Genomic DNA, 25,728 nt, shown 5'->3' with positions numbered 1-25,728 from the left:
TAGACTAGAATCGGTAGAAGCTATCAATTGGTAATACGAATACAATCGCTCCACCTACTTCAACTTTCATCGGGAATGATGTTGCGACATCTAAGTTCATATCTAAGTTCGCCGGGTAAGCAACGACTTGATCTCTTTGTTCTGAACAATCGCGAATAATGTCTAAGACATTATCAACATTATCTTCTTCCACTCCAACTAAAAAGGTCGTATTTCCGTGTTTTAAAAATCCACCTGTACTACTTAACTTCGTAGCAGAAATATTGGCCTCACGAAACGCATTTCCTAATACAGCTTCATCTTGATCTTGTACAATTGCAATGACTAATTTCATGATGATCCTCCTCTTATTCTGTAAGTTCCTTGTCTTTTAATACTGTAATACATTCTTGTGCAACCTTTTCGACACTTTGGTTGCCGTTCACTAAAATAATTCGTTCGTTTTCTTTTTCAAAATTTAAGAAAGCTTCGCGCACCATTTGGTGGAAATCAATGCTCTCTTGATCTAAGCGGTCAAATTGGCGTTGCCCTCGGGCTTTATAAATACGCTCCAAACCAACTTCTGCTGGAACATCGATGAGCAATGTTAAATCAGGCATGTGGTCTTCAATTCCGAATTTGTTAATCGCCCAAATATCTTCCACTGGAATGCCTCGCGCAATTCCTTGATACGCAATTGAACTATCTACAAACCGGTCTGTAATGACGATTTGACCTTTTTCTAAGGCAGGTAAAATCGTCTCAATTAAATGTTGACGACGACTCGCAGCGAATAGTAAAGCTTCTGTTCTTGCGTCCATGGCGGTATTATCCACATCTAGAATAACTTCCCGGATGCGTTCTGCAATTGGGCTCCCACCAGGTTCTCTGGTCGTTAACACATCATATCCAGATGCCTCTAACATTTCTTTTAGTGCTCGTACTACACTTGTCTTCCCTGAGCCATCAGGTCCTTCAAGTGAAATAAATTTTCCTTTAGTCATCTCTACACTCCAACTCATTTATAACTCGCGTCTACCTTCAATGGCTCTAAATAAAGTCATTTCATCTGCGTATTCAATATCACTACCTACAGATAAGCCGTGAGCAAGGCGCGTTACTTTAATCCCGGCAGGTTTGATTAAGCGTGATAAGTACATAGCAGTTGCTTCACCTTCAGCGGTAGCATTTGTTGCTATAATCACTTCTTTAATTGTCTCATCCTCAAGTCGTTTAATTAAACTTGGGATATTTAAATCCTCTGGTCCTGTTCCTTCCATTGGTGACAAAACGCCACCTAATACGTGATACAGACCGCGGAATTCTTGCATTCGTTCCATTGACATGACATCTCTAGTATCTTCTACAACAAGTACTTGGCTACGGTCACGACTTTCATCCGTACATACAATACATGGATCAGAGTCTGTAATATTTCCACAAATACTGCAATGCGTTAAGTCACGCTTTGCGTTAATTAAATTTTGTGCAAATTCCAAAACATCTGCTTCGTTCATATCAAGCACATAGAAAGCATGTCTTGCGGCTGACTTTGCTCCAATCCCTGGTAATTTCGTAAAGGAATTAATCAGTTTCGCAATCGGCGCTGGATATTGCATACAGTCTCCTACTTTCTACTAAAACGGTAAGTTTAATCCTTGAGTGAATTTCCCTAAACGTTGTTCAGTTGCTTTATCAACTTGTGCTAAAGCATCGTTCACAGTCACAATGACTAAGTCTTGTAACATATCGATATCTTCTGGATCCACTAAATCTTCTTTGATTTCTAATTCAACGATACGTTTTGCTCCAGTTACTTTAACTGTTACTAAGTTATTTTTATCAGATGCTTCAAAAATTGACGTTTCAATCGCTTTTTGTTCTTTCTCCATATCTTTTTGCATCTTTTGCATTTTTTGCATCATACCTTGCATGTTTCCCATTTTCATAAATATATCTCCTTTTTGTGCTTTCTGGGCGAGCAATATTTTACTTAAATATTCGCTCACTCAGCCTCTCACTTTTAATTTTGTTCATTATATATACTAATATAATGTTTATCTCACTTATGTTAGTGCGGTAGAGCCAATGATTTCATCTGCTCGTCAAACGATTCATCTTATCTTTCTTTTTATGCATCATTCTGTCATTTTTGCACAAACAAAATAAGCTTAAATGCTTAGCTCTATTATAACATAATCTGATATTTTTCGGACTACCAACGGCATTTTTCATATAATAATCTATAAAGGCTTCCCTTATTCCTAGATTAACAATATTATTGCTATAATTTTCAAAATACCATACTAAAAAAACCATTTAGCTTATTTCTTGTCCGATATTGACAAGGCCTAAACTAAACGGGTTTTATTTAAAGGATTTTATTTAAAACGGTCAAAGACCGGCTTTATTGGCCAATATAGTAACGGGACTAGAATAGCTGTGACAACGCCAGTAAATAAAGAAGCTGGCAGTGCTGAAATCGCGCTAGCCACTGCGCCACCAAGGACTGAACCTAACATCAATTGTTGGATGATATATTTGAAAAATATCACCACAATCTTAGTTGCAGCTCCGACAATACCTAGTGCGATAATGTTTCGCATTCGGTTATCGTAATGAAACACGTAACGAAAGACGCATTCAACCACTAATAGAACGATAAAGTTCTCAAGTAAGGTTAAAAGTACGACCGGTAAATAGCCGGACGTAATATCAAAAATCGCTAAGCCAAGTAAAGCGGCAATGGTTCCCTTTTTAAAGCCCATAAATAATATAGCTAATATCACTAAGGCATTCCCTGGGTGAACAAACGTATTACTAATCGCTGATGGCATTGGTATTCGAATCATATAAATAGCCAAGACAATTAAGGCAGCATACGTAGCCATCTGAGTTAAATCTCGTGTATTAATCTTTTCATTATTCATATTCAATACCTGCTCTCATATCTTTAACGATCATAATAAATATTTACATTCTCTTCACCGAACAATTCGATGGCTTTGGCAACAATCTCAGGGGGACCTTCCTCTTCTTCAGGTTCATTATTATCTAATTCCATCACTCGGTGACTGGGCGAGCCTTCTTGCGAGAAGATGTCATCAATACTTCTCGTCGAATTCGGCAAAGACGCTTCAAGCGAATCCATCGAATGGTTTGGCTCTTGAGGTTCTTCTGCTGGCGCTTCCTGAGTTTCTTCTCTAACAGGCGCTTCTTGTGTCTTTTCAGACACTTCTTGAGCAGAAGATGCTTGCTCGTCAATAACTTCCTCTGTATCAGTTTGGTTATCTGACACTTCAGTTCCAGCTTTTGTCTCCACTTCAACTGTTTCTTCTACGTCGTCAGTTTCATCTTCTTCAATTGGAATCGGTGCACCGTTATTCTTTTTACGTAACATCGCATAGTTCTTACGAACATCCGCCCATTCACTTGCTAAGATGATAATGATTTTCATTGAAGTGCCCGTTTTTTGCTCGACAGTTTCTTCAATGAACTTCATTAGTTCATGGTCGTGTTGAACGTCTCCGGCATAGGCTGGATTTGGAAAGCTAATTAAGGCACTACCTTCACCGGCTGCTAAAGGTTCTGTTTCAAAGAATTTTGCCCGTTGCTGAGGTGACAGTTCACCTAAGACCGCTGGCCAATGCTCTTTCATCAAACGAATATGTTGATGCGTCGCATTATTCAGAACACGATAAACGTGATTCAATCTTAATTCATAGCGCGCTTGTTGGCGAACTGGACGCTTACGTGGAACTTTTGGCGCTTCTTCTGCCACTGGCTTCGCATCATCAGTTACTTCCCCGTTACCTTCTTGGTTAATCGGTTGGACACCTTGAGTTGTCGGCGGATTCTCTTGGAAAGCACGAATTAATTTATCCTGGCTTTGCACTTGTTGGGACAAGGCCGCAAGTTTTTCTTCCAACTGACGCACTGTATCCATTAAAGCGCCATTAACTGCTTCATTGGGTGCGCTAGCAGTATTAGCTTGTTGCCTACCGCTCACCAATTGTTTTTTATCCGTTTGGGCTAATTGAATCGTCATGACTTCAATATATAAGTTTGGTGAGGTACTAAAACGCATTTTTCCTTGTGTTTCATTCAATGTATCAATGAGTATATAATAGAAATTTGCGGGAACTTCTTCACGTAAAGGTTGAATTTCTTGCTCGCTAAGGAGTGTTTGGTTTTGCTTAATATGTAAAGTTAGCAACATATCACGACTGAATAAGATTAATTCATCAATAAAGCGTGCCGCTTGTTTCCCTTTTTGTAGTTGGTCATTAACGATTTCTAAGGCTTCTTCAATATTTTGACGGTAAACCGTTTGGATATAGTTTAATAAAGCCATTTGGTTTAAGCTTCCTGACACTTCAAGAGCAGTTTCAACAGTCACTTCTTCCGTATTAAAAGAAATCGCTTGGTCAAGTAAACTTACGGTGTCACGCATTCCACCATTAGCTGAACGCGCAATGATTGCTAAAGCTTCTTCGTCATAATCGATGTTGTCATGGTTAAGAATCTCTTCCATTCTTCCAATTAACTCTTGATCTGTATAAAGTTGGAAGTCAAATCGTTGCGTACGCGACAGGATTGTAGCTGGAATCTTATGGGCTTCGGTCGTCGCTAGGATAAATACCACTTGCTCAGGCGGTTCTTCCAATGTCTTCAACAGAGCATTAAAGGCTGCTGTCGTAAGCATATGAACCTCATCAATAATATATACTTTATAACGAGCTTGGCTAGCTGCATAGCGAACGTTCTCACGTAATTCACGGATTTCATCTACCCCATTATTTGACGCGGCATCAATTTCAACAACATCACCTAACTGACCTTCGGTAATTAAGCGACACATGTCACAGTTATTACATGGGTTTCCATCCGTTTGGTTCGGACAGTTAATCGCTTTTGCTAGAATCTTAGCAGCACTGGTCTTACCTGTTCCACGCGGTCCAGTGAATAAATAAGCGTGACTAATATGATTCGATTTGATGGCATTTTTTAGTGTTTCTTTAATAATGGGTTGTCCAACCATCTCGTCAAATGTTTGCGGGCGCCAAACCCGGTAAAGTGCTTGATAACTCATTTATTTTCCCCTTCCACATGTTCATAGTCTACTCATTATAAACAAAAATCCCCTTCATGACTATGAAATAAAATATATTTCACAGTCATAAGGGAAGTCATCTCTTACTAATATAATCTTACCATATTACAACGCGGTCTTCTGGTGCAAAATACATTTTGTCGCCTTCTTTAACATCAAATGTTTCATAAAACTCATCCATATTACGCACTTGGATGTTCGCACGTAATTCTGCTGGCGAGTGAACATCAATCGAAAGAAGTAGTTGTTGGTACTCAGGACGGGCTTTCAAGCTCCAAATACGCGCCCAGTTCATAAAGAATTCTGCTAAGTTCGCATCATCTTCTTGTTTTGTTGCTTCTAGCGCTGCAGTTAAGCCACCGCCATCGGCGATATTTTCGGAGACAGTCAATTTACCGTTTACTTTTCCACCCGCAAATTCAATGCCATCCCATTGCTTAATCATCGCTTGCGCTCTTTGATTAAAGGCTTCCAGATCTGCCTCTGTCCACCAATTATTCATATTTCCTTGTGCGTCAAATTTTGCTCCATTATTATCAAAGGCATGCGACACCTCATGAGCAATCACTGCCCCAATTCCTCCGTAATTTTCACTACGAGATTGATTCACACTATAGAACGGCGCTTGTAAAATCGCAGCTGGGAAGCAAATTAAATTATGGTTTGGATGGAAGTAAGCATTCACAGTTGCGGCACTCATCCCCCACTCACTGCGGTCAACATCTTTGTTCCAACGCGCAAAATCACGTTCATTAAACTGACGCGTAAATTCTGCTGTATTTGAGTAGAAGCTCACATCATCATTCACTTTTAATTGCGTAAAAATTTCTGGATACGTATCTGGGTATCCAACAAAAATATCTAACGCATCGAGTTTTTCAATCGCTAACTCAATCGTCTCTGGTGTTAACCACGTATTGGCTTTCAGACGGTTTTGGTAAACGTCAATCATTGCTTCGACCATCTCACGTACGTCTTGACGAGCTTTCTCTCCAAAGTATTTCTTACCGTAATAATCCCCAACTACTTGACTAAACGTATTAATTGCAAAGTAATAAGCATGCTTTTCGGGACTTTGTGTCTTAGGACTTCCCGACAAAGCCAATTGATATAAACTTCCCGCTTGGCGAATCTCTTCAGATAACATTGTAGTTTGGCTGTTGGCTAAATTCACAATCATCCACGCTCTTAGTAGTTCAATATTCTCATCATTTACAACTTTTTGAAAGGCTTCAAAAAATTTAGGCTGTGTGACAATGGCTTTATCAATCTCTTCGCCTAACAACTCTTTAAATAATGCCAAAAAATTAAATTCATTCGAATAAGCTTGAATTTCTTCCGGTGTACGTGGATTATACGTAATTGTATAGTCCGCTAACTCCTCGGAACTCTTCATATGTGGAATGAATAACGCATCGAATTCAATGGCTTGATTTACTAACTTTGTCGCCTCCGCCGCATCAAAATCCATTAACTCAAGTACTTTTTGGCTCATATCTTTGTAAACAGTTAACAAGCGCTCGCCCGCTTCATTTCCTTCTTGGTAATACGTCGTATCCGGTAATATTTTACCTGGAACAGATAAACCTAAGATATACGTCGTCGTATCTTTCATATCTGGTGCAATCCCTAAAGAGAAAGGTAATGGTAAATCATATAATGCCCACTCTGGTGCAATCGCTTGCAATTCTTTGATAGATTGTAATCCATTTAACTTTTCAAACAAGGGTTGTACAGGTTGCGCTCCTAAAGAGTCTCGCTCTTTGAAATTCATCGCTTGTTGGTAATACTTAATCATCTCAGCTTGTTCAGCATTGGTTAAATCAATCTTACCATCAACCATCGCATTGATATCTTCCATTAATAATTCCTCTACCCCATCACGTAGATTCATAAACCCACCCGTTGATGGTTTATCATCTGGAATAACCGCCTTCTCAAGCCACTCACCGTTTACTGCATGGTATAAATCATCTTTTATCAGTTGTTCGTTCACTGTCATAAGCCACACTCCTATTAATATATTAAATTCATTATAACACGGTTATATTAAGTGGAAATGAAGAAGAACCTACTCGCTATCCCAAATCTCCGGCAAATTATAAATCTCTCTAAGTAATTCATAATTACTTTGCACTTTATAACTATGCGATTTATTTCCTAAACTTAAACATAAATCATGGAGCCTAACAATTTTATCGATGTTGACATCCGTTGGAGCCTCAATGACATCTAATAACATCTTTGCCAACGCATAATAGAACTTATGAATCGTTAACCCCACCACAACCAAATAAGGTTGCATCATCTCTAATGTTGCGGTTGCTAGAACAACTTCTCCACGCTCAAGAAAAGCCATAAATGCTGTAAATAAAATCGCAATAATATGCGTGTTTCGCTCCGCAACCATATAATCTTGATTTTTTTTTGTGAAATTTTCTATCATCATCATAATCATTTGAGAATCGAAACTCTCTACTAAAATATCAAATAATAATGTCTCTTTATGCGACCACGTTTCTACGCTCGTCAAATGATTTTTCACGAGCTGATAAATGTCTGAATCAATTGGACGATTTTCATGCTTAGCTAATTGGACCTCAATCGAAATCGCTAGATTATTATATGTATCAAAGCGAAACTTTGATAAATGAGCGACCATCTTACCTAATCGTTTAAGCCCAACAAAATCCTCTTCCTTTAACAGTTCTAAATACTGTGCTTTGTATTTATCTACTACACGGGGATTGTGATCAAACTCTGAGATTTCATAAAAATCAGCTTCCAAATTCTTTAATACATCAATAAAAACGTCCGCTGCCACCATCGTCTTACCTCGTGAAAACCGTGAATAATTTGACTCCGATAATATACCTTGTGACAATTTAGCTACAGGTATTTGACGCTGTTTACGTAATTTCTCTATCTTTCCCCCTAGATCCATCTATATGACCTCCTTCATGCGTCTAAGTTCAGGCAGATCCATATGATGGCTCGCAGCTTCATAGATTGTACAAAACTCATCAATTCTGTAAGTCATATGGAGTAAGTCCCAATAATCAATCGCATCATTAATAAGTTTAATGTCATCAAATTTGTTTAAAAGAATAACATTGGCTAGCCCTTCATAATACATCGCGTATGTCTGTTTCCCAAGATCATATTGACTTATATATAATCGGTTTAAATTCGAGTATATCTCTTTCGCATCCTTATTTAACCCTTCCATTAAACACCTTGAGAATACTCTCCCCAAAACATAGAAGACTTCTTCATGCACTAAGGTACCATCAATGTTATCAATATTTTTTAAAATTTTCTTTGCATACTTAATCGCTGTTTGTGTATCGAATAAATGCATTGACGCTTTAAATGACTTCAAATTATAATCGGTCCAATAATTCAATTCATCATAAACCTTCCTCAGCTCATCTAAGGGAATCGCTGTAGCTAACTCACCATTCAAATCAGCCAAGGTTATCTTTATGGTTTTTATAAATAACTCTTCCGGAATACTTAAGTGTCCAATTTTTAACTCCCACTTCTTTAATAAATTACTCAGACGGTATGTTTGCTTTAATTCCAGGCAATGATTCAATATGGTATAGTCATACTTTAAATCAAAATAATCTGTATGTAACTGCAAGAACATCGCAAAAGTTGTATGCAATTGATTAAGTAAATATAATAAGGTATCTGCACTAACCATTGATTTATTATTAACAAATCGCGAATATGTTGACTTAGAAATTCGCTCTCCTATCAAATCTTTCACAGATATATTCTTCTCAATTCGAAGTTGTTCAACTGCCTCTCCTAGCATCATGATATCACTCCTCTTAGTAAGTTACTGACTGCCTAACATGATAATATCGGCCGTGTTGCATTTTGCTCGGTTGTTCCGAAAATGCACGGTTTTTGAAAGTATGCAACACCTATTATATTTATCTATAACTATATTATAATGATTTCATGAATGTTTTGCACCCATTTTTATCTAAAATGCAAATTCATTTATCTAATTTAAAATACTGTCATATTTTTCATACTCTTTTAGATTTTTAATCCATAAAGAGTCGTCTTTTTTGTCAAATAAATTAAAATAATATGAAAATGAGGTCGATACAATTGAAACTACTTCGTAAAGTTAAAGGACTTTGGATAGCCGTTGCATTAACCGGTGTCGTGAGCACTGCTGCCCTACCCGTGGTTACTTATGCACAAGTGAGTGATTCACAGATTGCTTTTGTTCTGTCGACAGAATTAGGTTCGAACTTTGAAGGTAAAAGTGACTTAATTAATGATAATATTATTAAAGAAGAAGTTAAAAAAGCGTTAGAAAACGCATCATTAATCTGGCAAGAAAATACTGTTGAAGATATTGTTGAAGAAGTAAAGCGTCAAGAAGAAGCTGGTCTGAAAGCTTATGTTGTTCAATGGGGAGATACCCTTTCAAACATTGCGGAAGCGGTTGATAAAGATGTGGACAAGTTAATTGAACTCAACTTGATTGAAAACCCAGACCTAATTCTTACTGGAGACATCTTAGACGGTGTATTGAATGTTGAAAGTGTGACTCAATCTACCTCTAATAATACGCCACCTAGCTATGTCAACAATCCAGTCCAAGAAGCTGAACCTTCTGCACCAATTCCTGGCGACCCAAATGTAGATGAACCACCTGCTTTTGAAGAAGCTCCAGAAGGTGAAACACCGGACGAAGACTTAGAATCTCCTGTGCCTGAAACTCCAGATGAGCCAGGGATTGTTGAACCAGATGTACCGGAAACACCGGAAGAACCAGGAACAGACGAACCTGATGTACCTGAACAGCCAGAAGAACCCGGAACGGACGAACCTGATGTACCTGAACAGCCAGAAGAACCCGGAACGGACGAACCTGATGTACCTGAACAGCCAGAAGTGCCAGAAACACCAGAAGTGCCTGAGCAACCAGAGACACCGGGAGAGGAAATTCCAAGTGAGATTCCAGTAGAAACACCTGAGGTACCGGGGAACGAAGCACCAACGGAAGAGGAAGTACCGGCTGAATCAGAGGGTATTGGTGAAGAGGTCATTGAGGAAGAGGGCGAGAGCTGGCAAGAGGAAGTACCCGGTGAGGGTGGCGGTCTTGTAAATGAGGAGACAAATACAGAGGAACAATTAATTCCAGGCGATCCAACACCGGGTGAAGATATTACACAATCTACGACAACAACAAAACGTTTTTATGTAGAGCCATTCAAGACAATCATTAACTATGATGGGACAGTCCTTTCAGGCGATGATATTGTTGAGCAAGAGGGTATTAACGGAGAGTATGTAGAGATTACAACGGTTATTACTGAAGATGGTGTTGTAGTTAATGAGAGTACAGATACTCAAGTTATTTCTAACATGGTACCGCGCATTATCCGTCGAGGAACAAAAACACAACAAACAGTACGCACAGTTCAAGAGACATATGTGATTAACCATGGTGTTGATTATGTAGAAGACGATGGTGTACCAACGGGTGAGGAAGAGGTAGTCCAAGAGGGTGTTAACGGACAACGAGTGGTAACAATCGAGGAAGTATTAGATGCTAATGGAACGATTGTTAGTCGAACAGTTATTTCTGAGGACGTTACCGAGGCAATTAATAAGGTTATCAAAGTCGGAACACAAGTAACAGAAGTGCGTCATTATGATATTGATGAGTCGATTGACTTTACGACAGATTACGTAGAGGATGATACACTACCAGTAGGTGAAACTGAAGTCGTTCAAACCGGACAAAAAGGTACAGCGGTACGTACATTCGAGGTAACTTATGTTAACGGTGACGAGACAAATCGAGTGGAAACAGGTTATGTAGTAACATCAAACCCAGTTAACGAAGTGATTGCACGTGGAACACAAACAACGGAAGTTAAACAAGTAACTGAGGATAAAACAATTGAGTTCGACACAGAATACCGCAAGAATCCAAACTTACCTAAAGGTGAGGAACGAGAAGTTCAAGCAGGTGTAAACGGAACAGAGCGTACAACATATAATGTAACGTATGTAAATGGCGATGAGGTTGACCGTGAGGTTGCAGGAACTGAAGTTGTTAAAGCACCCGTAAACCGTATTGTTGAGGTCGGATCACAAGTGACTGAAACAAAAACTGAAACTAAAACAGAATCAGTAGAATTTAAAACAGTTTACCGTGAGAATCCTAACTTACCTAAAGGTGAGGAACGAGAAGTTCAAGCGGGTGTAAATGGTGAGGCAACACGTACCTTTGAGGTAACACTTGTTAACGGTGACGAGGCATCGCGTAAAGAGGTTGGTTACGAGGTAACTAAAGATCCGGTTGACCGTATTATTGAGGTCGGAGAACAAGTAACGGAAACGAAGACTGAGACTAAGACAGAATTAGTAGAATTCGACACAGTTTACCGTGGAAATCCAAACTTACCTAAAGGTGAGGAACGAGAAGTTCAAGCGGGTGTAGATGGAACACGTACGATTAAATATGAGGTAACACTTGTTAACGGTGAAGTGACATCACGTAAAGAGGTATCAAGTTCTGTAACAAAAGCACCAGTAAACCGTATTGTTGAGGTCGGAGAACAAGTAACGGAAACGAAGACTGAGACTAAGACAGAATTAGTAGAATTTAAAACAGAATACCGCAAGAATCCTAACTTAGCAAAAGGTGAGGAAAAAGAGGTTCAAAAAGGTGTAAATGGAGAGGCAACACGTACCTTTGAGGTAACACTTGTTAACGGTGACGAGGCATCGCGTAAAGAGGTTGGTTACGAGGTAACTAAAGATCCGGTTAATCGTATTATTGAGGTCGGAGCACCAGTAAACGAAACAAAGACTGAAACTAAAACAGAATCAGTAGGATTTGATACAGAACACCGCCCGAATCCTAACTTAGCACAAGGTGAGGAACGAGAAGTTCAAGCAGGTAAAAACGGAGTACGTACGATTAAATATGAGGTAACGTATGTTAACGGTGAAGAGTCATCACGTAAAGAGGTATCTAGTTCAGTAACGACTCAACCAGTAAACCGTATTGTTGAGGTAGGAACACAAGTAACGGAAACGAAGACTGAGACTAAGACAGAATTAGTAGAATTCGAAACAGTTTACCGCCCAAATCCTAACTTACCTAAAGGTGAGGAAAAACTTGTTCAAGCAGGTGTGGATGGAACACGTACGATTAAATATGAGGTAACGTATGTTAATGATAAAGTGACATCACGTAAAGAGGTATCAAATACTGTAACAAAAGCACCAGTAAACCGTATTGTTGAGGTAGGGACTAAAGAGAACCAAGTGAGTGACGATTTAATTATCGAATACAAAAAAGGTGATAAGATTGGTGAATACACATTAACAAAAGAGGTATCGTTTAATGTAAGTGATATTGTTAACGCGGATGATGCGTATAAACACAAACAAGCACAAACAGGTGGAAACTTACATACGACATCAGGTCAAGATGAAAGTGGACAAAACTGGAGAATTGGGATCCGTATGTCAGAGGAAGTAGTGGATGCCTTTAACGATGGAACAATCTTTAATCATAGTATCTTTAACGATCATATGTTAAAGTTAGTGAATGATTTACGTCAAAGTGTAGGAAAGCATACACTAGAACATGCTGAGGTAGACTTACAAGGCGCGGCAGATATTCGAGCACAAGAGATGGCAGATTATGGCTCATTACGATTTGAGAATCAGCCACATACACGACCAGATGGAACAAAATGGCATACAGTATTACCAGAGGATCGTAACTATGGTGCAGGTGAAAACATTGCCGGACGTTCGCACCATACAAACTTCTATGAGACATTGTCAGAGACAGCTTTAGCGGAGGCATTCTTTAATCAATGGAAAGCTTCAGACGGACACTATGCTAATATGATTGGTACAGGTTATACAGGGTTTGCTACAGCGGTACGTATTGGTACAGGAGTAACACCTGCACAAGGGGATTCCGTATTCAATAACTTGATTGCAGTACAAATCTTAAAAGGTAGATAAACATAAAGTAACGAATCGAGAGGTTTAGGGTAGAGATGCCTTAAATCTCTTTTTTGTATATAAATAGATATGGGTAATAAAGGGATACAATGGGCTAAAGAGTTAAAGTCAGCCTATACAAGGTATCTAAGATTAAGCAGGTATAAAAAAATATCGATTAGACTTACCAGTTTTAGTTGAATGTGACTAAAATCTAGCATCTCGTTCAACCTTCTGAGCACTATTCTGTTAAAAATCTCCACAAAAAAAGGCACATAGCTTTAACGCAAATAAATAATGTAACATCACTCAATATAAGATACTTGTAACAACAACATTTAAGGTAAGTACATAGATAAGCAAATATAATGGGGCATAACTTAACTGCTACCTTTCGTGCTACCTTTTTGAAAATTAACTTACAAAAGATCATACATGTTTTAGTTTAGTTAATTGATAATAAAATAGTGACTGTCTTCAGACAGTCTTTTTTGCTTTACATTACATACACTTCGAAAAAATATATTGATTATCTTCAACTGTAAAAATAAAATAATGATTTTTGAAATCCGTTGATTTGAAAGCTGGCAACTTAAAATAATTGAAACCACTACTAGCCATCGTTCTTTCGATACTACCGATAACGGCATACAATGGTTCTAATCCAGTGTAAAGCTTATCAAAAATATCACTAAACTCTTTAAACTCTGAACCCATCATCTCAATTTCCATCTTAACCACCTCAGGTTAATTATGCGAACAAATGTTCTGCTTGTAAATAAATGATTGCATAAAAAAGCCCCCTACTCCGATTAAGGAATAGGGGGTTAAATGTTTGTGTTTAAATTTTCTAATATTATTATTTTTTGGGATGTGGTATTATTCTATTAAGGCTCTTCATCCGACGCTAAAAGGAGGTGGGGGGTCTGGAAAAACTGGCTATCTTATTAATTGTGTTGCAGGTTGCTGAGGTGACTTTGTCCATTTTAGAAAAGATGAATAAGTAACATTGTGTAACTTGGTATAAAAACACTGATCAAAAAGTAGTGAGTGATGAAGATGTATTAGGCATACAACCGCGCCTTATAGTGTTTTTCGAGGGTGAAAACCCTCGTTTTTTTGTATTTAAAAAACCCCTCAAAAGAGGGGCAGAACGGTAGACAACAAGCAGAACAAGAGCTAGGCGGTCTCTTAATATAATGTTGTCTGGGTGAGGGCTTGGCTAGCTCCTCTTATTAATTGTGTAAACTTAGTATACAGTGAAAAGTTAATTATGTCAAACTACCTCGAATTACCTTGTGACCGACATCAGTGTCAGTCACAAGGTATCTATTTAGTTTCTTTCAACTCGACATCATACACTGTACCATCAATTTCAACTTGACCCTTACCGACTTTCGGTGTGTCGCCACCAACAGGTTGGTCGTCTGATACCTTCTCTTGCAATGCTAGGTATTCGGTGTAAGTTTCCCCACCGTGAGAAATTGTTCCGTCTTTCAAATCTACGAACTTGCGTTTGCCGTCCAATGTTTGAAGCGTGGTATATCTGCGTTTACCATCTGCTGAACTTATCCAGCCACCCCACAGGTAACCTTCACTTTCCACCGTCACATCAATATTCTTTACATAATCTCTCTTGATATTTTCCACTAACTTAGATGTAGCTGTTGGTTCTTGGAAAGCTCGTAAATTATCAATGGTCACAACGAAGTGTTTTGATACTTTATTCTCGTTCTTAGCTGTCGCTTCAGGTGTTACTTTGGTCGTTCCATACTTCGGACGTGCATATCCTTGAATGCTTTGAGCGTTCCAAGCGTAAGTGTTGCGCCCTACTTGTGACACGCCGCCTTTAAAGGTATTGCCTTCAATGGTTGTGATGGTGTTTCCTGATACAGATTCCACAAAGCCGATATGATTCGCAAACCCGTTTCGATTCCCATCCCATCGCCAAATAACTATGTCACCCGCTTGTGGCTTTACTAATCCTAACCAAATGTTTTTTTGTTTGAATATGGACTTGTGTCGTTCAACCCCGCACTCACGACCGATTAAACTTGTTGCGCCTGCTCTGTCTGCCACTACCGTGACAAAAGCATCGCACCAATCATCATCATACTTGACTGCATAACTTACTGGTCTAGGTGTTACTTTGTTATAATCATTAATCAACTTCTTATGTGTTGCACCGTACTTGGTTGCACCAATTAAACCCCTAGCAACATCCAGAACCTGCTTTGCTGTTACTGTCACTGTTTTACTCACTCCTTTAATTAACCCTTTTGCGTTGTCTAATTTGTCTAGTGCGCCATTATTCGCACGGTTAATTGCTTGTCTCCTTGCTTTCATCCCTTTTGAATAGTGGTCAAAACCACTTGCAGCATAATCATACTTTGCACCACCAACTTTAAACATACCTTTTACAGCTTCGTCAAAGGTTGCGCTGTCCGCTACTTTGTAAATACCGCCGCGACGAATTAAATAAGTCCAATCAGTCAAAAACTCATCAACGGACTTATAGCGCATGTAGTGCCCACCTTCATTTTTAGGGCGTGCGCTACCTTTTGAAACAACGATACCACTAGGTCGGTTAGGGTCGCCTGTCCACGTCATTCCCGACCAGTTATTATTTTCTCTTGCGACTTCCGATTTCCCCCAAATGCCTTCAAAATGTAGCTTAGTAATTAGATAGCTCGGTGGTACATTTAGGCTTTTGGCTACCTTTACAAGGTAACCAATCATATCACTCGGTAACGTAACCCCGTTATAATTTAGTTCCAAATTTATCGCTCCCTATTTTTGTGATGTCATATAGCCCGCTTGCACTTAATCCAGCTACAAATCCAGCTAGTAAATACTCCGATAGTGATTGACCAAAACCGACACCAATTAATAACAACATAATAATACCCACCAGTACGCTTATAGGTGCGTAAAGGCGGGTATCTGATACAAATGGCTTAATCATGTTTACAACGGCTTGTATCCACGGGATAAAGATTGTTGCGATTATGATTGTATTTTCAAGTAATTCGTCCATTAGGTTATTTCCCCTTTCAACTTCGCTACTTCTTTTTCAAGATTTTCAATTCGTGTAGCATATTCCTTGTTGATTTGCTTCTCTTTTGCTAGCTCTATTTCAGTTTGGTGCTTGTCTTTTAGCGCTGTTTGGTAATTTTCTAAGATGATGTTATATTTTTTCTCGATACTATTTATCTGGTCTTTTTGTCTCTGTATTTCTTCGTACAATGACGCTTTAATAACAATAAAATCATCCCGATCATCATCACGTTTATTGGCTCGATTATCCCCGTGGTTTTTTAGAAGCGCACCAACGCCACCAGCACCAAGCACTGCCACGACAAAGCTAATGATTGTTTCAATGTTCATTTTCATCTCGGTAGTCCCCCCTGTACAATTGAACAAAGGTCAGTAGCGTATAGCCTAACGCCAGCCCCCAACCACCGTTTTTTACAGGATGGACGAAATAGAACCACGCGACAAAAGCCCATGACATGGCAATTAGAACCAATAGCCAGCCTAGATATCGCCTTTTGAATGTCGCTAGTGATAACTGCGCCAGTAAGGGAGACACCAACAAACAAGCAATTAAAACGTACCGTAACGGAGGCTCCAATATGCGAATGCAGTGATTTCCAATCGCCATATTTAACCCGTATAGGACGGTGATAGCGTTGATTATTGTAATGATTTTATTATCGCTCATGACTTTAATCGATTTGTTTTGTTTGAGTTTATTCCAAAGCAAAATTATGCTTTTCAAATTTAGCACCTACTTCCATATGACTTCGACCCCTTTCTAAAAAAGAAAAGAGCAGCCGTTAAGCTACTCTAGTCCCATGTTTGATACTTCTAATAATTCAACTACTTTTGTGTGGTATGGTTCTGGAATATCTTCCACTTTTAACCACCCAAGATTAACTTGCATTACGAATAAATTGATCATCACGCTGTCCACCTCCTTTCGATTGAATAAATATTTGATTAAAGTTTTTAGTATTAGCATGCTTATTCACCTGCGTTTGCAAAAATGAATTCAGTTAGTGCCACTGCGGTTGTTTGTATTAGCGCTTCAGTTTGTTCTTGCTTCTTCTTCATTTCTAGCGCTGTTCCTGGCAACACTTTGTTATTTAAGACGTACTCGCTCACCGTTTCCCACTCTGATTCTGGATAGTTTTTCACCTCTTCCAATCGCGCCAGTATGTCGGGTTCATGTTCTACGTCTTGAAAAGATAGATTAGTGATATGTCCCATTTCTTCGTAGGGTTTTAATCGCTGTTCATTTTCAATGTATTGCTCTTTTTCAACGTCGTTATGCGTATATGTTGCAAGCACCGACATCAGTCTGTATTCACTATTTTCTCTATATAACAATTTAACTCCTCCTCGTTTATCTTTAATACTCCGTTTTCAATCGATATAAAAGGCCGTTTATTTGCAATCCCTTGCATGAAGTTCCTTGAACTTGCGTGTTCCGCATGGCCTTGCCAACTGCCTAACATTTCATTGGCTTTGTTAATTGACATTCTTCCTTGTCCAATTAGCCACGGCATTGCTTTTATCTTACGCTTTATTTTCTTTTTGCTTTCGTTGCGCAACAACCTGTGAGTTTTATATATTTTGTATCCATATGCGTTTACGCCTTGTTTGATTGGAAATATTTGCGTTTTCTTAGGGTTTGGCTTTAGGTTTAAGTGGTTGATCAAAAAGTTTTCAAACTCCGTTTTAGCCCTTTTAGCCGTTCCTTTTTTTGGTAATATCACAACTACGTCGTCAGCATACCGAACGTAATATTTATACTGCAAACACCTTTTGGCATACTGGTCGAATTCATTTAAATATATATTGGCACATAACTGCGACAATGAATTACCTAACGGCAACCCTTTTTCACTGATTAAATCACCGCTATCAACAATTAAGTCCATTACCCACAAAACATTTTCATCTTTAATCTTTTTCCGATATATCTTTTTGAGAATTTCTCTGTCAATCGAATAAAAGAACTTACTGACGTCGCCTTTAAGTATATAGGCGTCCGAACCATAATTTCGATACGCACCACGTAGGTTATTCTGAACTTGATTAACAGCTGCGTGGGTTCCTTTATCGACCATACAAGCATAACTTTCTTTGATGAACGACTTTTCAAATATCGGATTCAACCTCTCGATCAAAGCCAGTTGGATAATTTTGTCTTTGTAGTAAGGCGCATTAATGACGCGTTCTTTAGGTTCGTAAACCGTGAACTCTTTATATCCACCGAAACGATAAGTTTTATTATGGATTGATTCCCTTAAAGCTTTTAAATTAACAGCTTCATTGCGTTGGAATCTCAATGATTCATTCTTGTATTTACCGCCTCCTTTCAATGATTTTTGATATGCTGCTTTTAGATTTTCCATACTGAATATTTCATTAAATAAATTTGGCAAAAGTGCGCTCCTTTCAGTAGTCGGACGATTACCTGTTCATATTTTTACGTCATGGACGAGAGAACAAAACTCCTTTGCAAGTTCTGCAATCGTGTTATCAAAGCCTTGACCGTGATAATCTACTTCGTCTTGCGAAGCGGGGCGCCAAGCGTAATTCGAATTCGCATTCCAAGCGTTATTGTGATTCCCGTAAGAAGCGCCGTTGTTGCCACGAATGACGCGCGCCGTTACAGTCTTGTCCTCATGTATTTAAGCGGAACGAATGAAACCAGATAACATTTTGTTTACCTCGGTCAAGTCCTCACTTACGGTTTCGTAAAACCCTTTACTTATATATTTTCTGTTTTTGGATAATCTCATCAAAATCTTTACCGTCTGCAAATGGCCGTCTGCTTCTTGTGCGTAAACTTTTCGTTTTGATTTAACTGAATTCGCCATTTCAATAAACTTAATCAAATCATAAAAGTTTTGTTTAATTTCGGCGCACAATGAAAACTTCTCCGATTTCGGAAAGTTTTTCAATACTGGATAGACCTTGTTTAATAATGCTTCTGATTTCCTAGAAACCAGTAAACCTTGTGAATTTTTATGCTCCATTTTTCAACTCCTGCCTTCGCCTTCGCTACGGCCTAAGAGAGCAGAACCAAAGCGGGGCGCCAAGCGTAATTCGAATTCGCATACCAAGCGTTATTGTGATTCCCGTAAGAATCGCCGTTGTAGCCACGAATGACGCGCGCCGTAGGAGTAACGTCTGATTGCTCAATACACCATGCATAAGAGCCTTGGCCTGCCGAACTATGTGTGACTAAATCTTCGTCACTTAAGCCAATGCCCCAATCTTCTGTTGTCCCTGCGTGCGCTGGGTAAGCCCAATCTTGTAAACGCGCTTTCTCGTGAAGCGGAAGAATCAAGTTGTTCCATTCGCTCAATTCACCAGGCATACCACGGTCAGCGTCGTTATAACTATCCAGTGGGTCAGAACCGGCACCACGCATTAAACGCACGCTATAACGGTGACCTCCAATTGTTACAATCGTTTCTTGTTTGGTCGTAACGGCCGATGCTCCACTTGATAAGGTCGGCACCACGCGCCCATTTGTTCCATCACCGTAAACAAGTCCAGCTTCATAAATATCTATGTAACTGACCGAACTCCGTAGCGGTTTAACAGGGACGAAAATTACTTCTCCCATTGAACTAAACTTCGCCCAAGTCGTATTTTCATTAATTGGGGTTCCTGCAGCCAAACCACACGCAAGCGCTAGATTTGAAGCGGTCATTTCTCGTTGCCCTTCTGGGTTACCTTCGATTAAACCGAATTCTTGCGGTAGCACAAAGCTGTATAGCCCTGCTTTTTTATCGCCTTTTTGAATTCCTGTAGCACCAGGTGAACCAGAACTGTCCGTAACAAATGTTTTCCCTGCTAATTCTTCCAGCGCTTTAGCAATTCTTTCTTGGTTTTCCGCATTTGGTAAATTTAAATTAGTTGCCATTTTATTCCTCCGTTCTTAAAACTGGTTGACCGTTGACTACCGCAAACGAAATAGTTTTATCTGTTCCGTTGTCGTCAACGATCGTATACCGTTTGAAATCTTCTTTTTCTTTTGCTGTCAAAGCATTTTGCTTGTTGTTCCAAGTGTTTTTGTTCGCTTGCGTAACATGGACTGCACTGTCATTAATGTGATTATCATACTTCTGAAAGTCCATATTACTCATTGCTTTTTCTAATTCGCTAATGATTGCATTGGCTTCTGAAATTAATACCGACACGCTTTCGACATCTTCTAATCTTGGTGGACGCTCGTCCATTAAATGGCGATTGACATCAAAACTAATAAGCCCACTTGTATACGATTCGTTATCATTTTTAAAAACTACTTGTGCAACCCAGTTTCCAAAATGTGCAATAACTTCTGGTGTCATTTCGAATTCTGCAACACCTTCAACAGCAGTTACATCAACGCTTACTAAACTGTTATCATCACGGTTTAGCAGTGCGATCGTTGCAGTCGTGAAATTGAAATCAACATCATAAGGCTTAAAATTAAGAAAAGCTTCTGTATCACTCGTATAAAAAGAAGCGTTTTCCGTTTGCACATAGGAGCTTTGTTCACTTAAGATATTTACTTCAAAAGTTTTATTTTTCCTCACTTTATATCATCTCCTTTATTAAAGTGTTTTCCAAGGTAACCAGAAATTCGCATACTTATGGCGATATGATATTGGCATATGATTTGGAAAATCTTCGGTGGCAGCACTTGCATACATAAACCACTGGATTGTTACAGTGTTTGACACCTTAATGACGTATAGCGCAATATTATTCTTTTGGAAGCTAGATGGAGCATTTACTATCGTACCTTGCGAATTATTATTTATGGTATATATCCCTGATTCTGTGAAATTATTTAAATCCGCACCATTATATATGCCGTTTTCTTGAACGTACATCACGCTCTCGTCACCAACTCGAATTGGTCCAGATGACCTTAAACCTTTTTCCCCGACTTGCAAACTGCTTGCATATTCAGGTTCGTAAAGCTTACCAATAGCCATTCCGACGTCTTTGTAAGCGTCCAATAGAACGCTTGTTGTTCCGATGGTCACTATTGAAACTTGCGACGAAGTCAATTTATCTTTCAATTCAATTTTAATTTCATAACTCAAAGCTTCGCTGTAACCACTAAATGATTGATTTGATATGCTAACCGAACCATTAGTGCTGGTGTTGCTTACTACCTGATGTGTATCGTCCCAAACTGTGTCCGTTGCCGGTCTTATGTGGGCGCTTAGCGTCAGCGTGTTTTCGTTACCTAAATGACTACCAACACCCTTTGCACCGATAACAATATCTGTCGGTGAATCAGGGTCTCGGTGCGCTGTAACATCGCTTAGTATAGGTGCGTTGTACGCTACGACTTCAATCGTTTTTGGATCTGATGTTGTTCGTAATCCACGACTATCAACTACTTCTAAGGCAATATTGAATGTCCCAGCAGTAGTAAAACGCATAATTTGACTAAGTGTTTCAAATTCGGTGTTTAAATCGGCGGACGCGCGTTGTTGATTCGGTCCGGGGTTCATGATGATTGCTCCTGAAACTATCTTGGCCCCATATCTACCTAATGAACCACCGATAATATTAACTCTTGATTGTCCTTGTACCCAAACATCACCAATATTGGAAGAAATCAAAGAATTTCTTTCTTCTAGCGTCGGCGGATTAACATGCGGTTTAAATGCCGTTGAATTTGTATCGATAGACAATGTCAACCGAACTGTGTTTGTTCCAAGTTCATTACTACCATTAAATGTTGTGACTTCAATATCCACTGTGCCACTTAATGAATCTGGAAAGGTTTCTGCCAAGCTGTTCGGTGGTGTCCAATCATGGTAACTTCCAACGTTATTGGCTACCAGTCCTTCTTTTGTTCCAATTCTATACACCATTGTATGTGTGTAGCTTGTGTTTTGTCGATTGGTATATATGCGAACATCATTACCAAATGTAATTGAAGTTGTATGCAATGACGGAATAGATTCTCTTGCGATTTCAGATAATGATAGTGATTTGTTTATGGTAGCGGTAACTCCATCGCTTTCTCCTAAATAGCCTACATCACTCGCTTCTGCAACAATCGGAACAGTGCTTTCGTATGTATCGCGATTGATGGTAGTTGTCCACGTCCCTAAAGATCGTATTCCACCATTACTCAAGCTATAAGTTATGCCAGATAAATCGGCGACCGTCGTATTTCCGACTTTTATCGTTACTGTTTGCGGATAACCGTTATAACCAGCGGTTCCTCTGTCAGCTTTAAATTCAGCAACAATTTGAATTTCTGACGTGTTGTTTTCAATATTAGTGCTTAATTCAGTAGCCGTTACCACAAAAGATATTTTGTCATAATTCGCTTTCCATTCCGCCATTATTAGTTACCCCCCTTTAACGTAAGATAATATGAAGTGGTCTGGATTAGAAGCTAATGGTTCAAATTTATGATTCCCCATCTGTGCGCTTTTCGTAAAGATACCTCTGTCGATTTGTAAATATTGATTGGTGATAGCCGCTACTCGTGTTCCACCTGAATAGAATCCTAGTGCTTCATCATCTATTATCATTTGCGTGTTTTTACTTTCACTTGCTATGCTAATAGTGTTCGTCTCACCATCAAACTGAATATACCCTTCTTGAGTCACCCATTTCTGGGCTTGGTCATTAAGCTCGGTCTGAATATCGACTTGTGCACTATCAACCTTTTCTGCAAGGTCGTTAGCTTTCTTAGCGTCGCCTTCGACATCTTGGAGCCATTGGTTGTATTCTTCTTGCTGTTTTAAATATGCCTCCATGTTCTCTTGCATTTGTCTTTGAGATTTAGACAATGCTCCCACTTCATTAGAAACACCAGTTAAGGCACTGTTTGATGCTTTGTTGTCAATTTCACCTTGTAATTGTTCGGGCGACTTAATAAATTTCTCCAAACCGACTGCACCTTTGACTAAAGTCGCCCATTCAATGGTCGCTTGCCCTGCGGTTGAGCTATCTGGTTGATAAATACGGAATATCCTACGGTAATCAGCAGTCGGAGCGACAGCAGTAAAGGTTAGTTGATATAGATTGTCACCAAGTGATGTTAAGCTTCCAAGTCCGTTCGAACCGCCGTTTTGCCATAGTCCAAAGTTTTGAGTTGATTTCTTAGTTCCTCTTAAAGTAAACGTGTATTCTTCTCCTGCTTTAATATCTTCGGTTGTAGTGTATTGCGCCACTTGATACGACGTTGTACTAAAGCTGTTATCACCATTAAGAAGAAGATTAATACCGCTTGCACTTTCTCCGTCTTCCCCTTTTTCTCCTTCATTACCTTTTGGCCCTTGAACTTTCTGCCAATCATAAGCGCGCCAATCTTCTGGGTCCGCTCTTGATTCTGTAACTGTTGTACCAAGCCAAGTTTTCCCTTCTTCATGAGCTGTTGTAAAACCAGTTCCTTTATCGTCATCTGCCCATGCAGTGTGAATGAAGTTGTTTTCTCCTGGAGGTCCAGGTTGACCTACGCTTGTTTCACCCTTTAGTGATTCAAGCCATTCTTCTTCGGTACCTTCAAACCCACTTTCAATAGCTAATTCATAAGCAGACTTACCTCTTACTGTTTTCGAAACTGTTGTGCTTATAGTTCCAATTAATCTATTCGCATCATCATATACCCGACATAAGAAAGTACTTGCTATTCCTTCTAAATCCCGTGCTTTAACATTAATAACACTTGATGTTTCCGCATCATAAATGACATCATTAAAGTATGAATCACTTACAGTATCTTCTGACACTCTAGACCATCTAAAGTTACTAAATTGTTCTGTAACCTCAATATTCCCCTGAAATACTTTACAAATTAATAGCACTTCAGTATTCTCATCAGTTAGTGTTGTACTATCCAATGCAATGATTTCTAATCTTGGTGGTTCCCCTTTAACCCATTGGTCATATATCCCATCTCTAACACGACTTAATTCTCCTTGCAAAGCAATAGTAGAATCTTTTTCCATGGGTTCTAATTCGACAACATTCCCAATGGTCACTTTATTCAAACTTGAATTCGTTCTACTTGTTGAAATAGACAGTACTCTGGCTTGTATGTATAACGGCGGTGTAAATTCATGATCAATAAATATCCCTGTATCACCAATAGATAAATTTTGAGGAACTTCAAATAAACTCACGGTATATTGTGCTGAAGGCTCTCTGTGTTGATCCATGTATTTTGCTGCTTCTTCAATTAGCATAATATCTAATTTTCGATTTGAATCTTCGTAAAAACCTTCAATCCAATTTGCCCCAAATTCATTGCTATCTTGTGTATTCCATCTTTCATTCGCTTCATGATTATAAATATGAAAGTCACCCATTGGCGACGATAGACCTTTAACCCCAATATCACGGTCAAAATGTACTTTATTACCGTCCATATCGAAGGCATCAAAACTTATCATTCCATCAGGCGTCAATTCAATTGTTGCTATATTTGTATAAGCCGTAAGCGTATCTACTGCAGTCTCTTCTGAAAAATCAGCTGTAGCAGATTCATAAATGGCTTGAGCAATAAATTCAGCGTGACGACGATATCCTTCCGCATTCATATGAATATATTCGCCATTGGAACCATCTGAGTAATACCACGCTTCACGCATAGATAAGGCATATGTTTGCCAATCAACAAAATAAGCATTGCTTAATGACGTTGATAATTTGTTATAAACCCTAGATACCTCATTTGCATGACCTACTTGAGATGCCGTATTTACAAAAAGAACTTTCCGGCTATTTCCAGCGATTGATGCAAAATTATTCACTTCTTGTTCAGTCACACCGCGGTTAGTACCTAGAATAACAACAACATAATCATGCAATGTTCCATTGCTCTTCATTTTTGTCAGTGCCCTGGTTCCATCTAAGGATTCAATGCTATGCGTTATTTGCCTACTCCCCACAACATCATAATTTGAATTTGGAATAAGTTGTTTTAAGTACGGTTCAGTACCTACCCCTAAACTGTCCCCAATGACTGAAACTTTAAGACTTTGTACAAATGAGCGCCCGGCAGTGCTTAATTCAGCACCTGTCTTCTTAGGTTTTGGTTGCATATCTGGTTGATTCAATGAGGGTGTAGTAGGCGAGGTCGTTTGACCTGTTAGTGCCTCCTTATCCCATTCATCCAATTTATTATTTTCAATAATGTTAATAAGCTTTGTAGCATAACCAGGGTCTGTTGCATAAGGTGCTGGAGCATTTTGTAGTGCCCATGCAGCCTTTTTATAATCACGTTCACCAATGACATCTTTATAATTCTGTTCTCTCCAAGGCGTATTAGTAAAAAAGGCCGCATGATCTCTCACGCTATCTGCGATTGAGTCATACGCCCTAAAATCTGCCTGAACTGTAATATATCCTGAATTAGTCCATTCTTTGGTTGGCATTGTGACGATTCTTCCAGTCCAATCATCACTTGCCTTAATTCCAAAGTTATTGTTGTATGGGGATTGTGCCAAAGAAGATGTTCCCCATCCAGACTCTAATGCTGCTTGAGCACCGGTTATAGAAGGTAAAACTTGATGCGTTCGCCATCCTTCAATTGCACCTGATTTAATGCTATTTAAATACTGACTCGTTGTCATATTTAC

22 protein-coding genes are annotated in these 25,728 nt (G+C 39.1%); 1 reads left to right on the top strand and 21 read right to left on the bottom strand.

Translation table 11 applies throughout. From position 1 onward, the window contains the following. Positions 1 to 4 precede the first annotated feature (4 nt). The 9 genes from ACFO5Y_RS00610 to ACFO5Y_RS00570 form a co-directional block, all read right to left on the bottom strand. Positions 5 to 334, bottom strand: coding sequence for a cyclic-di-AMP receptor (locus tag ACFO5Y_RS00610; protein ID WP_197103058.1), 330 nt, complete (start codon positions 332 to 334; stop codon positions 5 to 7). Positions 335 to 347: 13 nt separating this feature from the next. Continuing rightward, positions 348 to 983 carry a dTMP kinase gene (tmk, locus tag ACFO5Y_RS00605; protein ID WP_197103059.1) on the bottom strand — a complete coding sequence of 212 codons (636 nt, stop codon included), beginning with the start codon at positions 981 to 983 and terminating at the stop codon, positions 348 to 350. Between the two features lie 18 nt (positions 984 to 1,001). Next, positions 1,002 to 1,598: a recombination mediator RecR gene (gene recR, locus ACFO5Y_RS00600; RefSeq protein WP_138403897.1), complete on the bottom strand. Its 597-nt coding sequence runs from the start codon at positions 1,596 to 1,598 to the stop codon at positions 1,002 to 1,004. A gap of 18 nt (positions 1,599 to 1,616) precedes the next feature. After that, positions 1,617 to 1,934 (bottom strand): YbaB/EbfC family nucleoid-associated protein, encoded by a 318-nt coding sequence (locus ACFO5Y_RS00595; protein ID WP_455362886.1) that lies wholly within the window; start codon positions 1,932 to 1,934, stop codon positions 1,617 to 1,619. A gap of 426 nt (positions 1,935 to 2,360) precedes the next feature. After that, a complete protein-coding gene (locus tag ACFO5Y_RS00590) occupies positions 2,361 to 2,909 on the bottom strand; it encodes an ECF transporter S component (RefSeq protein WP_197103060.1) in 549 nt (182 codons plus the stop codon). Positions 2,910 to 2,932: 23 nt separating this feature from the next. After that, the gene (gene dnaX / locus ACFO5Y_RS00585) at positions 2,933 to 5,071 is read right to left on the bottom strand and encodes a DNA polymerase III subunit gamma/tau (protein ID WP_197103061.1); all 2,139 of its coding nucleotides are present in this window, start codon (positions 5,069 to 5,071) and stop codon (positions 2,933 to 2,935) included. Between the two features lie 118 nt (positions 5,072 to 5,189). Beyond that, the gene (locus tag ACFO5Y_RS00580) at positions 5,190 to 7,094 is read right to left on the bottom strand and encodes a M13 family metallopeptidase (RefSeq protein ID WP_197103062.1); all 1,905 of its coding nucleotides are present in this window, start codon (positions 7,092 to 7,094) and stop codon (positions 5,190 to 5,192) included. A 69-nt stretch (positions 7,095 to 7,163) separates the two neighbouring features. Then, on the bottom strand, positions 7,164 to 8,036 hold the full coding sequence (locus ACFO5Y_RS00575) for an Rgg family transcriptional regulator (protein ID WP_197103063.1): 873 nt from the start codon (positions 8,034 to 8,036) through the stop codon (positions 7,164 to 7,166). Beyond that, complete coding sequence (locus tag ACFO5Y_RS00570) at positions 8,037 to 8,918, bottom strand: helix-turn-helix domain-containing protein (protein WP_197103064.1); 882 nt, start codon at positions 8,916 to 8,918, stop codon at positions 8,037 to 8,039. 302 nt (positions 8,919 to 9,220) lie between these two features. On the opposite strand from ACFO5Y_RS00570, the gene ACFO5Y_RS00565 reads away from it, so the two are divergent. Further along, positions 9,221 to 13,120: a G5 domain-containing protein gene (locus ACFO5Y_RS00565; protein WP_197103065.1), complete on the top strand. Its 3,900-nt coding sequence runs from the start codon at positions 9,221 to 9,223 to the stop codon at positions 13,118 to 13,120. Between the two features lie 480 nt (positions 13,121 to 13,600). On the opposite strand, the gene ACFO5Y_RS00560 is transcribed toward ACFO5Y_RS00565, so the two are convergent. The 12 genes from ACFO5Y_RS00560 to ACFO5Y_RS00505 form a co-directional block, all read right to left on the bottom strand. Beyond that, positions 13,601 to 13,831 carry a DUF5960 family protein gene (locus ACFO5Y_RS00560; RefSeq protein ID WP_197103066.1) on the bottom strand — a complete coding sequence of 77 codons (231 nt, stop codon included), beginning with the start codon at positions 13,829 to 13,831 and terminating at the stop codon, positions 13,601 to 13,603. A 597-nt stretch (positions 13,832 to 14,428) separates the two neighbouring features. Then, positions 14,429 to 15,877: a CHAP domain-containing protein gene (locus tag ACFO5Y_RS00555; protein WP_197103067.1), complete on the bottom strand. Its 1,449-nt coding sequence runs from the start codon at positions 15,875 to 15,877 to the stop codon at positions 14,429 to 14,431. Further along, positions 15,861 to 16,136 (bottom strand): hypothetical protein, encoded by a 276-nt coding sequence (locus ACFO5Y_RS00550; protein ID WP_197103068.1) that lies wholly within the window; start codon positions 16,134 to 16,136, stop codon positions 15,861 to 15,863. The genes ACFO5Y_RS00555 and ACFO5Y_RS00550 overlap by 17 nt, the downstream gene beginning before the upstream one ends. Then, on the bottom strand, positions 16,136 to 16,492 hold the full coding sequence (locus ACFO5Y_RS00545; RefSeq protein WP_197103069.1) for a hypothetical protein: 357 nt from the start codon (positions 16,490 to 16,492) through the stop codon (positions 16,136 to 16,138). The genes ACFO5Y_RS00550 and ACFO5Y_RS00545 overlap by 1 nt, the downstream gene beginning before the upstream one ends. A 451-nt stretch (positions 16,493 to 16,943) precedes the next feature. Continuing rightward, complete coding sequence (locus ACFO5Y_RS00540) at positions 16,944 to 17,066, bottom strand: hypothetical protein (protein ID WP_269434903.1); 123 nt, start codon at positions 17,064 to 17,066, stop codon at positions 16,944 to 16,946. A gap of 59 nt (positions 17,067 to 17,125) precedes the next feature. Then, on the bottom strand, positions 17,126 to 17,458 hold the full coding sequence (locus ACFO5Y_RS00535; protein WP_209494284.1) for a hypothetical protein: 333 nt from the start codon (positions 17,456 to 17,458) through the stop codon (positions 17,126 to 17,128). Then, positions 17,458 to 18,552, bottom strand: coding sequence for a reverse transcriptase/maturase family protein (locus ACFO5Y_RS00530; protein WP_197103072.1), 1,095 nt, complete (start codon positions 18,550 to 18,552; stop codon positions 17,458 to 17,460). The genes ACFO5Y_RS00535 and ACFO5Y_RS00530 overlap by 1 nt, the downstream gene beginning before the upstream one ends. Before the next feature lie 249 nt (positions 18,553 to 18,801). Beyond that, positions 18,802 to 19,149, bottom strand: coding sequence for a four helix bundle protein (locus ACFO5Y_RS00525; RefSeq protein WP_197103073.1), 348 nt, complete (start codon positions 19,147 to 19,149; stop codon positions 18,802 to 18,804). A 32-nt stretch (positions 19,150 to 19,181) separates the two neighbouring features. Next, positions 19,182 to 20,045 (bottom strand): hypothetical protein, encoded by an 864-nt coding sequence (locus ACFO5Y_RS00520; protein WP_197103075.1) that lies wholly within the window; start codon positions 20,043 to 20,045, stop codon positions 19,182 to 19,184. Position 20,046: 1 nt separating this feature from the next. Continuing rightward, positions 20,047 to 20,703, bottom strand: coding sequence for a BppU family phage baseplate upper protein (locus ACFO5Y_RS00515; protein WP_197103077.1), 657 nt, complete (start codon positions 20,701 to 20,703; stop codon positions 20,047 to 20,049). Between the two features lie 18 nt (positions 20,704 to 20,721). Then, the gene (locus ACFO5Y_RS00510; protein ID WP_197103079.1) at positions 20,722 to 22,482 is read right to left on the bottom strand and encodes a DUF859 family phage minor structural protein; all 1,761 of its coding nucleotides are present in this window, start codon (positions 22,480 to 22,482) and stop codon (positions 20,722 to 20,724) included. A 6-nt stretch (positions 22,483 to 22,488) separates the two neighbouring features. Continuing rightward, complete coding sequence (locus ACFO5Y_RS00505) at positions 22,489 to 25,722, bottom strand: glucosaminidase domain-containing protein (RefSeq protein ID WP_197103081.1); 3,234 nt, start codon at positions 25,720 to 25,722, stop codon at positions 22,489 to 22,491. Positions 25,723 to 25,728 lie beyond the last annotated feature (6 nt).

Source organism: Ruoffia tabacinasalis (genome assembly GCF_042652985.1).
In the GTDB taxonomy this organism is placed as follows: domain Bacteria; phylum Bacillota; class Bacilli; order Lactobacillales; family Aerococcaceae; genus Ruoffia; species Ruoffia tabacinasalis.
Note: the sequence above shows the minus strand (reverse complement) of the source record. Positions and strands in the feature narration are given on the sequence as shown.